The 14,735-nt window shown below is 71.9% G+C and carries 13 protein-coding genes and 1 pseudogene; 7 read left to right on the top strand and 7 right to left on the bottom strand.

All coding sequences use genetic code 11. From position 1 onward, the window contains the following. Positions 1 to 136: 136 nt before the first annotated feature. The 7 genes and pseudogenes from CEB94_RS42345 to CEB94_RS35390 all read right to left on the bottom strand — a co-directional run bounded on the left by CEB94_RS42345 (position 137) and on the right by CEB94_RS35390 (position 7,596). Positions 137 to 1,416 (bottom strand): annotated as a pseudogene (locus CEB94_RS42345) (ABC transporter ATP-binding protein). 143 nt (positions 1,417 to 1,559) lie between these two features. Next, on the bottom strand, positions 1,560 to 2,564 hold the full coding sequence (locus CEB94_RS35365; RefSeq protein WP_175436019.1) for a glycoside hydrolase family 43 protein: 1,005 nt from the start codon (positions 2,562 to 2,564) through the stop codon (positions 1,560 to 1,562). A 34-nt stretch (positions 2,565 to 2,598) separates the two neighbouring features. Beyond that, on the bottom strand, positions 2,599 to 3,126 hold the full coding sequence (locus tag CEB94_RS35370) for an NUDIX hydrolase family protein (RefSeq protein ID WP_175437304.1): 528 nt from the start codon (positions 3,124 to 3,126) through the stop codon (positions 2,599 to 2,601). 85 nt (positions 3,127 to 3,211) lie between these two features. Further along, positions 3,212 to 4,351 carry an amidohydrolase family protein gene (locus CEB94_RS35375; protein ID WP_175436020.1) on the bottom strand — a complete coding sequence of 380 codons (1,140 nt, stop codon included), beginning with the start codon at positions 4,349 to 4,351 and terminating at the stop codon, positions 3,212 to 3,214. Between the two features lies 1 nt (position 4,352). Beyond that, positions 4,353 to 5,756, bottom strand: coding sequence for a type I glutamate--ammonia ligase (locus CEB94_RS35380; protein WP_175436021.1), 1,404 nt, complete (start codon positions 5,754 to 5,756; stop codon positions 4,353 to 4,355). Positions 5,757 to 5,807: 51 nt separating this feature from the next. Next, entirely contained in the window at positions 5,808 to 6,620 is an 813-nt protein-coding gene (locus CEB94_RS35385; RefSeq protein WP_175436022.1) for an SAM-dependent methyltransferase, read from the bottom strand. Positions 6,621 to 6,777: 157 nt separating this feature from the next. Then, a complete protein-coding gene (locus tag CEB94_RS35390; protein WP_175436023.1) occupies positions 6,778 to 7,596 on the bottom strand; it encodes a hypothetical protein in 819 nt (272 codons plus the stop codon). Between the two features lie 187 nt (positions 7,597 to 7,783). Between CEB94_RS35390 and CEB94_RS35395 the strand changes: the two genes are divergently transcribed. Genes CEB94_RS35395 through CEB94_RS35425 form a run of 7 tightly spaced genes read left to right on the top strand, consistent with a single transcriptional unit; the run spans position 7,784 to position 14,727 of the window. After that, positions 7,784 to 8,425, top strand: coding sequence for a helix-turn-helix domain-containing protein (locus CEB94_RS35395; protein WP_175436024.1), 642 nt, complete (start codon positions 7,784 to 7,786; stop codon positions 8,423 to 8,425). A gap of 52 nt (positions 8,426 to 8,477) precedes the next feature. Further along, the gene (locus CEB94_RS35400) at positions 8,478 to 9,815 is read left to right on the top strand and encodes a M24 family metallopeptidase (RefSeq protein ID WP_175436025.1); all 1,338 of its coding nucleotides are present in this window, start codon (positions 8,478 to 8,480) and stop codon (positions 9,813 to 9,815) included. Continuing rightward, a complete protein-coding gene (locus CEB94_RS35405; protein ID WP_175436026.1) occupies positions 9,815 to 10,792 on the top strand; it encodes a thiamine pyrophosphate-dependent dehydrogenase E1 component subunit alpha in 978 nt (325 codons plus the stop codon). The genes CEB94_RS35400 and CEB94_RS35405 overlap by 1 nt, the downstream gene beginning before the upstream one ends. Beyond that, positions 10,780 to 11,760 carry an alpha-ketoacid dehydrogenase subunit beta gene (locus CEB94_RS35410; protein WP_175436027.1) on the top strand — a complete coding sequence of 327 codons (981 nt, stop codon included), beginning with the start codon at positions 10,780 to 10,782 and terminating at the stop codon, positions 11,758 to 11,760. The genes CEB94_RS35405 and CEB94_RS35410 overlap by 13 nt, the downstream gene beginning before the upstream one ends. 41 nt (positions 11,761 to 11,801) lie before the next feature. Beyond that, positions 11,802 to 13,163 carry an amidohydrolase family protein gene (locus tag CEB94_RS35415; RefSeq protein ID WP_175436028.1) on the top strand — a complete coding sequence of 454 codons (1,362 nt, stop codon included), beginning with the start codon at positions 11,802 to 11,804 and terminating at the stop codon, positions 13,161 to 13,163. Beyond that, positions 13,160 to 14,041, top strand: coding sequence for a cupin domain-containing protein (locus CEB94_RS35420; RefSeq protein ID WP_175436029.1), 882 nt, complete (start codon positions 13,160 to 13,162; stop codon positions 14,039 to 14,041). The genes CEB94_RS35415 and CEB94_RS35420 overlap by 4 nt, the downstream gene beginning before the upstream one ends. Further along, positions 14,038 to 14,727, top strand: coding sequence for an SDR family oxidoreductase (locus CEB94_RS35425; protein ID WP_175436030.1), 690 nt, complete (start codon positions 14,038 to 14,040; stop codon positions 14,725 to 14,727). The genes CEB94_RS35420 and CEB94_RS35425 overlap by 4 nt, the downstream gene beginning before the upstream one ends. Positions 14,728 to 14,735: the final 8 nt, after the last annotated feature.

Raw genomic sequence — 14,735 nt, forward strand, 5'->3', positions numbered from 1 at the left:
TATCGGAGGAATCCGACACGACCTCTTGATTGTTTCTGGGGATCGATCGGGGACCAGCTCCGACGCGACCGAGCCGTCCCCCTTGCCATGCTCCACGTCGCTGCCCTTCGCATCTGGCCGGCGAGGTGATCCCACATCAGCGCCCGCGTTCCAGAAATCGGCGTAGCGGCCGCCGCGGTACAGCAGCTCGTCGTGGGTGCCCTGCTCCATGATCCGGCCGCCGTCCAGAAAGACGACGTGATCGGCGCGTTGGACGGTCCGCATCCGGTGCGCGACGATCACCACCGTCCGGCCGGCCATCAGGCGTTCGATGCCCTCGTGGGACGGCCGCCTCGTTCACCGGGTCCAGTGCGGAGGCCACCTCGTCCAGCAGCACGATGGGCGCGTTCTTCAACAGGGCTCGCGCGATCGAGACACGCTGGCGTTCACCGCCCGACAGCAGCGCGCCGCCCTCGCCGACATTCGCCGCCCACCCGCCGGGCAGCCGCTCGATCACCTCGTCCAGCCGCGCCGCGGTCGCTGCCGCCCGCACCTCGGCTTCGTCGGCGTCGGGACGGCCGAGGCGTACGTTCTCCTCGATCGTGCCGTCGAAGAGATGGACGTTCTGGAAGACGATGGCGATCCGCGCCATCAACACCTCCGTGTTCACAGCGCGCACGTCCACCCCTCCCACGCGCAAGCGCCCGCGTTCACGTCGTAGAACCGCGCGATCAAGTGCAGCAGTGTGCTTTTGCCCGCGCCCGACGGTCCGACAACGGCAAGCCACTGTCCCTCCGGCACGGACAACGACGCGTTGTCGATCACCGTGCGGTCGCCCTGCCGGAAGGCGACGGACTCGAACTCCAGGTCATGGCGTACCGGTTGGACCGGGTCGGCTGGTTCCGGCAGCGGCTCGGTGCGCAGTACCGTGTCGAGCCGCGCCAACTGGTGACGCGCTCCACGGAGTTGGCCGCCGATGTCCGACAGCGACAGCAGCGGATCCGCGCAGCGGGAGGCCAGCACCAGGATGGCCAGGAGCTCCGCCGCACCGATGTTCCCGCCGAGTACGAGGTAGGCGCCCAGGGCCAGCACGACGGTGAACATCGTCTGCACCGCCAGTGCCAGACCCACCACGCCGGGCAGCGCCGACAGGGCGGTTCGGCGGGAGGCGCGCTGGACTTCTCGCAACGAGTCGTCGAGAAGCCGGAAGCGTGCGGCGGTCCGGCCGCCGGCGCGCAGCACCGGCTGGGCCTGAAGGTACTCGATGACCTGCCCGGTGGCCTCGTGGTCGCGTTCGTGGCGCTCCGTGTCCGTGGCGGCCATCGAGCGTCCCGTCCGTATCTGGATCGCCGCCACGATCGGAACGGCGGCCAACGTGGCCAGGCAAGCCACCCCCCGTGGCGTCGGCTGAGCACGGAGGACGGGTCGGGCCGCCACTTCCCCCGGGCCGGTAGAAGAGCGAGCGTCCCGAGCCGGACGTCTTCGCCTGGGGGGATGCTGTCGGCCCGACAGAATCGATCAGCGGGTCTGCCGATATCGGCAGACCCGCTGATCGTGTTCGGGGGAGTCGCCGGGCGGGGTCAGCCGCCGCCGTCCAGGTCCTCGCGTCGGCGCACGATCTCCAGCTCGTGGCCGTCGAGCCGCATCTCGTACAGCTTGCCGCGGGCGTTCTCGAAGGGCCGGTGGAGGATCATCATCAGCCGGCCGTCGAAGGTGTGGAAGAGCATGCCGTGGCCGCTGTCGTCGCGGACCAGCGGACGGCGCTGCTCCCATGGTCCCTCGAGGTTCCCTGATCCGGACACGGCGTAGGTCTGCACATAGCCGCCGCTGACCGTGCCGTCCTGACCGGCCACGTTCTTCTCGTACGTCGACCACAGCATGAGCAGGGATCCGTCGGGGGTGCGGTACAGCTGGGGGCCGTCGGTGATGTACGGCGGGAGCTGGTGCGGAACGCCGGCGGGGATCTGCTCGGCGGTCCACGGCGCGTCCGAGGCCTTGAAGAGGAACACCGGATCGCCGGTTGTCCTGGACAGGTCGGGGGTCAGGCGGACCGCCTCCATCGTTCCGTCGATGGTCTGCAGCCACTCGTGCGCGTACACCATCCACGGCTGCCCGGACGGGTCGACGTACAGCGTGCCGTCCAGGGTCATCAGGTGCTCGGGCGGGACGGGCCGGGACGGGTCGAGCACCGTGAAGGGGCCGAGCAGGGAGTCGGAGACCGCCGTGACCGTGCCGCGCATGTGGGTCGGGGTCCGAAAGGGCACAGCCCACTGGTTCGGCGGCGGCAGGGCCGGAAGCGGCCGGTCCGCGTTGTGCAGCGTCGTGAACAGGTAGTACCTGCCGCCCCACGCGTGCACCTCCGGCGCCCACGCCCCGTCCGTGGCCCAGATGCCCTCCTGCCCGGCGGTCCGGAAGACCACCACGGGCGGCGCCCAGTCGCGCAGGTCGCGGCTGCGGTAGACCATCGTGCCGGTGCCGTCCACGCCCGACACGGAGGGGACGTTGGACGTGTACAGGTGGTAGGTGCGGGTCCTGTCGTCGGCGACGACGAACGGGTCGTGCAACGGCATGTCGGGAAGCTGCATCGGCAGAGGTCCTTTCCTGACCTGCCCGGGCGGGTCAGATCACGCAGCCGGCATGCGCCAGCGCCTGCTTCAGCAGCACCCCGTGCCCGCCCGGCATCTCGCTCTGCACCGCCTCCGAGACGGCCTCCTGCGGGCTGAACCACACCAGGTCGAGCGCGTCCTGCCGGGGCCGGCAGTCGCCCGTCACGGGCACGATGTAGGCGAGGGACACCGCGTGCTGGCGGGGGTCGTGGAACGGCGTGATGCCCTGGGTCGGGAAGTACTCCGCGACCGTGAACGGCTGGAGCGACGTGGGGACGCGGGGCAGCGCGACGGGGCCGAGGTCCTTCTCCAGGTGGCGCAGGAGGGCATCGCGGACGCGTTCGTGGTGCAGCACGCGGCCGGAGACCAGCGTCCGGCTGACCGTACCCTCGGGGCCCATGCGCAGCAGCACGCCGACACTGGTGACTTCGCCGCTGTCGTCGACGCGGACCGGGACGGCCTCGACGTACAGGATCGGCATGCGAGCGCGTGTCATCTCCAGTTCGTCGGAGGACAGCCAGCCGGGCGTGGTTTCGGTCATGTCAGACATTGCTTGATCATACTTTCAGCCGTTCGGACTTCCTGGGTAGCCGCTCCATGAGAACTGTGACCGGCCACACGCCTGTTCAATCGTCCTGCGGCCCGTCGGCCTGCAACCGGTAGACCCGCAGGGCATTGTCCCGCCCGGCCCACCGCGCGATCCGCAGCGCGTCCGGCAGGGCCAGCTCGTCGGCGTCCACCCGCTCCTGGAGCAGCCCCGCCAGTCCGTGCCGGAACGCCAGCGCCCCGAGGTGGTGGAACTCGGGCACACCGTAGGCGTCGGAGCTGTACAGCAGTTTGCGGAACGGTGTGATCTCCAGGGCCTCCGCGAGGACCGCACCGGCCCGGGCGGGGCCGACGTAGTGAAGGGTGAGGCCGACGTCGAGGTACACCCGCTCGAAGACCGCCGCCAGGTAGGCCGCCTGCCGCTGGTAGGGCCAGCAGTGCAGGAGCAGGACGGGAATCGTCCCGGCGGTGAGGTGCAGCCAGTCCGTGAGGCGGGCGGGGTCGACGCGGTGCAGCCGGATGTCGTTGTCTCCGAACCCGGTGTGCAGCTGGAGGGGCAGGCCGAGGTCGACGGCGGTCCACAGCAGGTGCCGTACGAGGACCGGGTCGTCGAGACGTCCGCCCCTGACGAGCCAGCGCCGGGCCGCTTCGGTGACCGCCGCGTCCGAGGGGCGGGCCGGATCCAGGCCGAAGCCGGTGCGGTAGGCCGCCACCGACTTCACGGCCACCACGCCGGGCCGCCGCACGGCGTCCAGCGCGGCCGTGCGGAAGGCGTCCGCGTACGCGTCCGGTTCGAGCCCCGCGGCCCGCACCGCCTCCGCGACACCCTCGAGCCGTACGACCTCGTACGAGGTCCCGCCGGCGGCCTCGGCGATCTCCCGTGGTGTGGTGAGGCGGTCGGGGGCGTAGCCGGTGTCGACGCAGAAGACGTCCGTGCCCGCGGCGCGCAGGAAGCGGCGCTGCACCTCGCGCCATCCGAGGTCCGAGCGGCGGGCGAGATACTCCCCGGCGGGAGCGTGCCGGGGCAGGCCGAGCAGGGGCGCGCAGTGCCGGCGTACGGCCACGCCCACGGGGCTGTCGAACGGCGAGACGCCCGGCCACGCCTCGCCCTCCGTGATGAGCGACTCGAAGGCCTCCCGGCCGAGGTCGGCCGTGACGGTGCCGTGGCAGTGGTGGTCGACCAGCCGCACGGAGTCCAGCGCCTCGCGCACCGCGCTCACGTCAGTACTTCCAGCGGTACGCCGCTGCCACCTGGCCGTCGTCCAGCCCGGCGACGGACGCCACTTCTCCCCGGCGTACGGCGATCACCGCGTCGGCGAGAACCGGGCCCAGGGCCGCCCGCAGGACTTCGTCCGCGCGGAACTCCTCGACGGCCCGCTCCAGCGTGACCGGAAGCCGCCGCACGCCCCGGGCCGCCGCCTCGGCCTCGGCCAGGCGGGCCGGGTCGCCGGTGGTCTCGTCGGGCAGGGCGGCGGACCTCGTCAGGCCGTCCAGCCCGGCGGCGATCAGGGAGCCGATGGCGAGGTAGGGGTTGGCGGCCAGGTCGACGGGCTTGATCTCCAGGTTGGCCGCCTGGTCGCGCAGGCCCGCGGTGCCGGTGATGACCCGCAGCGCGGTCTCCCGGGTCTCCCGGCCCCAGGCGGTGAACACCCCGGCCCACTGGGAGGGTCTGAGCCTCAGGTAGCCGGCGGGACTCGGGGCGGTGACGGCCGTGAGACCGGGCAGATGGGCGAGGATGCCGGCCGTGAACGACTCCGCCTCGGCCGTCATGCCGTACCGGCCCTCGCCCCCGGAGTGCAGATTGGCCCCGTCACGCCAGGCGGACAGGTGGATGTGCCCGCCGTTGCCGACGCCCTGGCCCACGACGGCCGGGGCGAAGGAGACCCGCAGACCGTGCCGCCCGGCCACCGCCCGGACGGTCTGCCGGACCAGCACGCTGCGGTCGGCCGCCGCCACCGGATCGACGGCACCCACCGAGATCTCGAACTGCCCGGCCGCGTACTCGGGATGGACCTGCTCGACGTCGATGCCCTGGGCCGCGCACGCCGCCAGCAGGTCGGCGGTGCAGTCACTCAGCTCGACCTGCCGGGTCGCCCCGTACGCCGGCCCGGCCGTCGCCGGGACGAACGCGTCGCCGGGGGCGTCGCCCCGGGACGCGGTCCACTCCACCTCGACGGCCGCTCTGAAGGTGAGGCCGTGCCGCTCGGCCGCCTCGGTGACGATCCGGCGCAGGAACGTGCGGGTGCAGCCGGGATGCCGTTCGCCGTCCTGCGTGACACGGTCCACCGGCGCCCAGGCCCAGCCGGGCTGCCCGGCCAGGACGACGAGCCGGTCCAGGTCCGGGTAGAGGCGCAGATCGCCGTCGGGGGAGCCGAGGGCGTCGGTGGTGACGATGGAGTCGTCCGCGAGGAACGTGTCGAACACCGGCGACATGCCGACGCCCCAGGCCGCCGCGGAGGCGAGCCGGGCCGTCGGGACGGTCTTCACCCGGCCGATGCCCGCGGTGTCGACGTAGGCCAGCACGACACCGTGCACGCCCCGGCCGGCGAGCTCGCCGCTCAGCGCGGTGGCCCGCTCGACATCGCCGGGACGGCCGCCGGGCACGGGATCGGCCAGGGTGGTCATACGTCCTCCACGGTCCTCCACGGTCCTGCGCGGCGGCCTCGGCGCCGCGCGTCAGGGCTTCACGGCCACCGCGCCGTACTGCGGCACCAGCACGGCCGACCCGGGCTCGGCACGCCACTGTCCGCACGACACCATGCCCGGTTCCAGCACCTCCAGCCCCTCGAAGAACGCGGCGATGTCCGCGCCGCTGCGGGCGGTGATCGGGGGAGTGGCGTTCTCGTTCCAGAACTTCATGGCCGGGACCTGGCCCGCGCCGCCGAGCTCGTCGTCGAAGGTCGGGTGGGTGAGGACCAGGAAGCTGCTGGACGGCATCGTGGCCATCACACGGCGCACGATGTCCCGGGCCTTGTCGACGTCCAGGACGAAGTTGAGGATGCCCAGCATCATCACGGCGACGGGCTGCGTGAAGTCCAGGGTGTGCCCCGCCCGTTCGAGGATGGCGTCCGGGTCGTGCACATCGGCGTCGATGTAGGCGGTGACGCCGTCGTGGGTGCCGGTCAGCAGGGTACGGGCGTGCACCAGCACGATCGGGTCGTTGTCGACATAGACGATGCGCGAGTCGGGAGCGAGGCGCTGGGCGATCTCGTGGGTGTTGTCCGCCGTCGGCAGCCCTGTGCCGATGTCGAGGAACTGCCGCACCTTGCGCTCACCGGCGAGGAACGACACGGCCCGGCCGAGGAAGTCCCGGTCCGCCCGGGCGATGTCCCGGATGACCGGGAACATGCCGGCGACGTGCTCGCCGATCTGCTGGTCGACCTCGTAGTTGTCCTTGCCGCCGATCCAGTAGTTCCACACGCGCGCGTTGTGCGCCACACCGGTGTTCAGCCTCGCCGACCCTCCCGAAGGGGTGTGGCCATCGCTCACGACTCGTCCTCTCCTCGCACTCGCACGAACGACCGAAACCGGTCATCGCCGCCATTGTGCCGCTCCGGTGATCACGCTGTCCCGGGAATCGGCGGAGCGGGCACGGGGGTTGGGGCGGGGCAGGGGGTGGGAGGAGCTGTTCGCCGTGCGGGCCGGCCTAGTTGGGGCTCGCGGCGGGCGACTTCCCGGCCAGGACGTCCTTCAGGCGCTGGGTGCCCTCCTGCACCGCCTGCTCGGCCGAGTCGTTCTCGTCTCCGTCGAGCCCGCCCGCCGTGACGGTGATCGCGTCGTCCCCGACCCGTACGGCGGCGACGTCCAGGGTCAGCGTGGCGGCGTCGCCGCCGGCCGAGCCCTGCACCGCCACGCGCAGACCCCGGCGGGCGTCGCCCGCCTTGGGCAGCGGGATCTCGATGACCTGGACGGTCCGCTGCTCATTGCCGTCGGTCACGGTGAACTGGTCGCACTTGTCCGGCAGGGTGCCCATCCAGTTCAGGGAGTCCTGCGGGTCGGTCCGGTCGTAGGAGGCGACCTGGTACAGCAGGCGGGAGTCGCCCTCCTCGAAGCCGCGCAGTTCGGAAGCGCCCGAGGGCCTGCCCAGCAGATCGTCGTCGAACAGCGAGTCGAGGAGCCGCTGACAGTCGGACGCCTGGGCCTTGGCGGTGAGGAAGTCGGAGACGTCCACGGTGCCGATGAGCAGGCTGTCGTGCCAGTTGTCGGCCTCCGTGTCCCTGACCTGTGTCCAGTCGTCCTCGATGTCCGCCTCGGTGATCAGCGCGGTCCGTGCGCCGTCCGTGGAGAGCGTGGCGGTGGGGGAGGGGGTCTGCCGCTCCCCGGCGACCTGGGAGGCGGTGACGCCCGAGACGCGCGTGCCGTCCGTGCCGCCGTCGTCCGAGCAGGCGGCGGTGGAGAGCAGCGTGCCCGCCGCCAGGGCGCAGGAGAGAACGCGGACGGGCCGGGACGGACGACGACGGGTCATCTGGGGTGCCTCCTGGGAACGTGACGCGTGCCCACAGCGCACCACCGCCGCCGACGGCCCACCACCGGCACCGGACCGTTCGGGTGAGCGCCGCCGGGGGAGCGGGGGACCGCACGACTCCTGGCGTCAGGGCTCCCGCGCGCTGTTCAATGAGACTGCACAAGCCGCCCGAGCAGAGGAGCCGCCCGTGTCACCCGCCGTCGTGCCGCCCGTCGGCGCGCGCATCCGGCAGGCGCGCCTGGAGCGCGGTACGAGCCTGCGCGCGCTGGCCCGGGAGATCGGTATGTCCGCGAGCCTCGTGTCGCAGATCGAGACCGGCAAGAGCCAGCCGTCGGTCAGCACGCTGTACGCGATCACGACAGCCCTGGGGATCTCCGTCGAGTCCCTCTTCGACGTCCGGGAGAGCGCCGTCGCGAGCCCGCCCGGCGCGACCCCCGCCACCGTGCCGCACGCCCTCGCCGCCCTCGCCGCCGATCCGGGGCGGCGGATCGGGCCGCTGGTCGGCGCGGAGGGGCGCGAGACGCTGGAGCTGGACTCGGGGGTCGTGTGGGAGCGCCTCGGGCGGGTGCCGGGCGCGGAGACCGACTTCCTGCTGGTGACGTACCGGCCCGGCGGCTCGTCCTCCGGCTCCGGCGCGCTGATGCGGCACCCCGGCACCGAGTACGGCCATCTGACCTCCGGCGAGCTGATCCTCACCCTCGGTTTCGAGGAGTACACGCTGCGGCCGGGCGACTCCGTCTGCTTCGAGTCGACGACACCCCACCGTTACCGCAACGATGGAGAGGTACCGGCTGTGGGCGTCTGGTTCGTGTCCGGCGATGTTCAGTGACACTTGACACCCACCGCACTCGGGCGTTCACTCCGAAGTGGGGGTGGTCGCCATGGCGATCCGCACATATGGACCCAACGCCGTCGACTGGGAAGAGCGCATCGACCTGGACCGGCTGCGCGGGCAGCGGCTGGCCCGGCTGCACGAGTCCCTGAACCGCTCCGAGCTCGGCGCGGTGCTCAGCTTCGACTTCGCCAACATCCGCTATATGACGGCCACCCACATCGGCACCTGGGCGATGGACAAGCTGATCCGCTTCGCCCTGCTGGTGCGCGACGGCGAACCGGTCGTCTGGGACTTCGGCTCCGCCGCCCGCCACCACCAGCTGTACAACCCGTGGCTCGACTACAGCGACGGCAAGGGCGGCCCGCCCACCGGCGCGCGGGCCGGCATCTCCACCCTGCGCGGTGCCTTCCACCCGGACGCCGGGATCGCCGAGGACGTGGCCGCCAAGATCGCCACCGAGCTGCGCGAGCACGGCCTGGCCGGTGAACCCCTCGGTATCGACGTCGCCGAGATGCCGGTCCTCGCCGCGCTGCGCGCCGAGGGCATCGACGTCGCCGACGGGCAGCAGGTCTTCCTGGAGGCCCGCCGCATCAAGACCGGCGACGAGATCGCCCTGCTCACCCAGGCCTGCGCCATGGTCGACGCCGCCTACGAGGAGCTGTACGGCCACCTGCGCCCGGGAGTGCGCGAGAACGAGTGCGTCGGCCTGGTCAGCAAGGTGCTGTACGACCTCGGCAGCGAGTACGTCGAAGGCGTCAACGCCATCTCGGGAGAACGCTGTTCACCGCATCCCCACGTCTACAGCGACCGGTTGATCCGCCCCGGCGACCCGGCCTTCTTCGACATCCTGCACAGCCATCTCGGCTACCGCACCTGCTACTACCGCACGTTCGCCGTGGGCAGCGCCTCCGGTGCGCAGCGGGACGCGTACGTGCGCTGCCGGGAGTACATGGACGAGGCGATCTCCCTGGTCCGGCCGGGCGCGACCACCGCCGACATCGTGCGGGTCTGGCCGCGCGCCGAGGAGTTCGGCTTCGCCGACGAGACCGCCGCCTTCGCCCTCCAGTACGGCCACGGCGTCGGCCTGTCGATCTGGGAGAAGCCGATCTTCAGCCGTCTGGTCTCCCTCGACCACCCCGAAGTCCTCGAAGAGGGCATGGTGTTCGCCCTGGAGACGTACTGGCCGGCCGCCGACGGCTGGTCCGCCGCCCGCATCGAGGAGGAACTGGTCGTCACCGCCGACGGCTGCGAGGTCATCACCAAGTTCCCCGCCGAGGAACTGCTGGTGGCCGGGCGCAAGTACTGGACGGTGGGCGGCGAGCTGAACACCCGGCGCGAGGCGCAGTCCCACCTCAACACCTCACGTGACGACGGGGCGGACTGATGGACGGCGCCGGACTCCTCGCCTGCTACGAGCGGATGGCCGTCATCCGCCGGACGGAGAAGGCCGCCCACGACCTGTTCCTGCAAGGCCTGGTCAAGGGCACGACGCATCTGGCCGCCGGGCAGGAGGCGATCGCCGTGGGCGCGAGCGCCGCCCTGCGCCCGGACGACTATGTGTTCGCCACCTACAGGGGCCACCACCATGCCCTCGCCCGGGGCGCCACCCCCGAGGAGTGCCTCGCCGAGCTGATGAGCCGGGCGACCGGGCTGTGCAAGGCCAAGGGCGGCTCCATGCACCTGACCAAGGCCGCCACCGGCATGCTCGGCTCGTACGCCATCGTCGGTTCCCATCTCCCGATGGCGGTGGGCGCGGCCTGGTCGGCCCGGCTGCGCGGCACCGAGCAGCTCGCGGTCGCCTTCTTCGGCGACGGCGCGACCAACATCGGCGCCTTCCACGAGTCGCTCAACCTGGCCGCCGTGTGGAAACTGCCGGTGCTGTTCGTGTGCGAGAACAACCTGTACATGGAGTACACGCCGATCGCCGACGTCACGGCCGTGCCCCGCCCCGCCGCCGACCGGGCCCCCGCCCACGGCATCCCCGGCGAGGTCGTCGACGGCAACGACGTCGTGGCGGTCGAGGAGGCGGTGGGACGGCTCGCGCGGCGGGCCCGGGCCGGAGACGGGCCCGCCGTGCTGGAGGCCGAGACCTACCGCCACTTCGGGCACAGCCGCGCCGACCCGGCGACCTACCGCCCGGCCGAGGAGGTCGAACGGTGGCTGAAGCACGACCCGTTGGACCTCGCACGGGGGCGCCTGGCCGAACGGGGGGTGGGCGAGGAGACGGTCGCCGAGGCCGACGAGCGGGCCCGGGCCGTCGTGGAGCGGGCCGTGGAGGCGGCGAAGGCCGCGCCTCCGCCCGATCCGCGCGAGGCCCTGACCGACGTGTGGGCGGACGGAGGTGCCGCATGGCGGACGTGATCACCTACCGGGACGCGGTCGCCGAGGGCATCGCGCGCGAGATGCGCCGGGACACGTCGGTGGTGTGCCTCGGGGAGGACATCGGCGTGGCCGGCGGGGTGTTCAAGACGACCACGGGGCTGCACGAGGAGTTCGGACCCGAGCGGGTGTGGGACACGCCCATCTCCGAACAGGCCATCGTGGGCGCGGCGATGGGCGCCGCCATGACCGGGATGCGGCCCGTCGTGGAGATCATGTTCTCCGACTTCCTGGCCTGCTGCTGGGATTACCTCGCCAACGAGATCCCCAAGGTCCGCTACATGACCGGCGGCCAGGTGACCGTGCCCCTCGTCGTACGCACCGCCAACGGCGGCGGGCTCGGCTTCGGCGCGCAGCACTCCCAGGCCACCGAGAACTGGACCCTGACCGTCCCCGGCCTGAAGATCGCGGCACCGGCGACACCGGCCGACGTCATCGGCATGCTGGCGGCGGCGATCCGCAGCGACGACCCGGTGGTCTTCTTCGAACACAAGGGGCTGCTCGCGACCAAGGGCCCGCCGCCCCCGCCCGATCACCTCGTCGAGCTGGGCCGGGCCGCCGTCGTCCGGGAGGGCGGCGACGTCACGCTCGTCGCGCTCGCCTCCATGGTTCCCCTGGCCCTGAGGGCCGCCGACGTACTGGCCGGGGAGGGCATCGACGCCGAGGTGGTCGACCTGCGCTGCCTGGTTCCGCTGGACGCCGCGACCGTTCTCGACTCGCTGCGCAAGACCTCCCGGCTGCTCACCGTCGAGGAGAACCCGTACCAGGGCGGCTGGGGCGCCACCGTCGTCTCCATCGTCGCCGACGAGGGATTCGGCCTGCTGGACGCGCCCGTGCGGCGGGTGGCGGGGGAGTGCGTCCCGCTGCCGTTCGCCGACGTGCTGGAGGAACAGGTCATCCCCACCGTCGACAAGGTCGTCACGGAGGTCCGCAGGCTCGCCGCGTACTGAGCCGCACACCCGCCACCGCACACCCCATGGGAGGAAGCGCGATGACCACCAGGACACTGCTGCGCTCCGGTCACGTGATCTCGATGGATCCGGACATCGGAGACCTGCCCCAGGGGGACGTCCTCGTCGAGGACGGCAGGATCGCGGCCGTCGAGCCCGAGATCAGCGCCGACGCCGAGATCCTCGACATGACCGGCCACCTCGTGATCCCCGGCTTCGTCGACACCCACCGCCACACCTGGGAGGCTCCCATCCGGGGCGTCGCCCCCGACGCCACCCTCGACGACTACTTCGTCGACATCCTCGACACCTTCGCGCCGCTGTACACCCCGCAGGACGTGTACGCCGGCAACCTCGCGGGCGCGCTGGAGTGCGTCAACGCCGGCATCACCACGCTCGTCGACTGGTCGCACATCAACAACACCCCCGAGCACCCGGACGCGGCGATCCAGGGCCTGGCCGATTCCGGCATCCGCGCGCGGTACGCGTACGGCAGCGCCAACACCTCGCTCGCGGAGTACTGGTTCGAGAGCAGGATCGCGATCCCGGCGGACGACGTACGGCGGATCCGGTCGACCTACTTCGCCTCCGACGACGGCCTGCTGACCATGGGCCTCGCCACCCGCGGCCCCGGCTTCTGCCTCGACGAGGTCGTCACCGCCGAGTGGGCCATGGCGCGTGAGCTGGGCCTCCCGATCACCGTGCACGTGGCCATGGGGCGGCTGGCCGGCCGCTTCGGCATGGTCAAGCAGCTTCACGGCCTGGGACTGCTCGGCCCGGACACCACCTACGTCCACAGCTGCTACCTCAGCGGGGAGGAGTGGCGGATGGTCGCCGACAGCGGCGGCACGGTGTCGATCGCGCCGCAGGTGGAGCTCCAGATGGGGCACGGCTGGCCGCCCGTGATGCAGGCCATCGAGCACGGTCTGCGGCCGTCGCTCAGCATCGACGTCGTCACCACCGTGCCCGGCGACATGTTCACCCAGATCCGCGCGGCCTTCGGCGCCGAACGCGCCCGCGTCAACGCCGACTGCTGGCAGGCCAACATGCCGGTCCCCGACACCATGCTGACCGCACGTCAGATGCTGGAGATCGCCACGGTCAACGGCGCCCACGTCGCCGGGCTGGAGGACCGTACCGGCTCCCTGACCCCCGGAAAGCGCGCCGACATCGTCGCGATCGACGCGACCGCCCTGAACGTCGCCCCCGTGCACGACGCGGCTGCCGCGGTGACGCTGTGCGCCGACGTCTCCAACGTGGACACCGTCCTCGTCGACGGCGTGATCCGCAAGCGCGACGGCAGGCTCCTCGGCGACACGGCACGCGCCCTGCGGCTCGTCGGCGAGTCCCGCGACCGGCTCCTCGCGGCGAAGGAGGCCAAGGGGGCGAAGGCACCGGCATGACGAATCACCTGGTGCACCACGCCGCCGGCCTGCCCGAGCCGGCCTACGACCGCCACGGTCACCGGCGCCGGGCGCTGGTCGGCGAGGAGGACGGCAGCGTCCACACCGGCTTCGGCCTGTGCGAACTGCTCCCGGACGGCCGGGTGCCCGCCCATGTGCACTCGTACGAGGAGACCTTCCACATCCTCGACGGGGCCGTGATCCTCGACCTGCTGGATGGCTCGTACCTGCTGGAGGAGGGCGACTACGGTCTGCTGCCGATCGGCGTTCCGCACGCCTGGCGCGGGGCCGGGGGCACCGGCGGCCGCTGGGCGGACATGCTGGCCCCGGTGCCGCGCGCCCGCTACGGACACGACACCCAGGCCGTACCGGACCTGCCCGCGCGTGAGCCGGCCCGGGTGGACGTCCGCGACCCGCGTACGCGTTCCTTCGGCCACTTCGAGCCCGCCCAGATGGATCCCGGCAAGCAGTCGCAGGATCTGCTGGCCGCCACGGCGAGCATGCGGACCGCGCTGCTGGTCTACAGCGGGATCACGGTGAAGATGATGATCGACGGCGATCTGGGCGCGGTCGCCTCGACGATGTTCATGGTGCGGTACGCGTCCGACGGGGTCATCGGCACCCACGACCACCCCTTCGAGGAGACGTATCTGATCCTGGAGGGTGTGGCTGAAGCCACCCTCGACGGCGAGCGGTACCGGCTGGAGCCCGGCGATCTGGCCTGGGCGGGCGCCGGGTGTGTGCACGGTTTCGTCAACGCCGGGCCTGGGTCGCTGCGCTGGCTGGAGACACAGGCACCACAACCGCCGTCGCGGCATTCGTACCGGTTCACGCGGGACTGGGACTACCTGCGCGCGGCACTGGAGGAGAAGTCATGAGCAGTGTGCTCGTCGTCGGCGGCACGTCCGGGATCGGGCTCGAGTTCGCCCGAGCACGGGCCGGGCAAGGAGACGACGTCGTTCTCACCAGCCGCGACACCCAGCGGGCCGAAGCGGTCGCGAAGGAGGTCGGCGCCCGCGGACTCGCCCTCGACCTGGCCCGGCCGCTGGAGATCGCGGCGGCCCTGGCCGATATGGGGCGTGTCGACCATCTGGTGATCGCGGGCGTCTCCCGGGACGACAACAAGGTGACCGAGTACGACATCGACGCCGCCCTGCGCCTGGTCACCCTCAAGCTCGTCGGCTACACCGAGGTCGTGCACACGCTGCGCGGCCGGCTGCACGAGGACAGCGCCATCGTGCTGTTCGGCGGCCAGGCCAAGGAACGTCCCTACCCGGGCGCGACGACGGTGGCGACGGTCAACGCGGGGGTGCGGGGCCTGATGAACTCCCTCGCCGTCGAGCTCGCCCCCGTCCGGGTCAACGCCGTGCATCCCGGTGTCGTGGGCGACAGCCCGTACTGGCAGGCCAAACCGGAGAAGGTGCTCGCCGCGCTGCGTACCGAGACACCCACGGGGCGGCTCGCCGCGATGGCGGACGTGGTGGACGCGGTGGACTTCCTGCTGCGCAACCGGTCGGTCAACGCGGTCGAACTGCCGGTGGACGGAGGCTGGTTGCTCGGGTGAGCGATCGG

The organism is Streptomyces hawaiiensis (genome assembly GCF_004803895.1).
Lineage (GTDB): Bacteria > Actinomycetota > Actinomycetes > Streptomycetales > Streptomycetaceae > Streptomyces > Streptomyces hawaiiensis.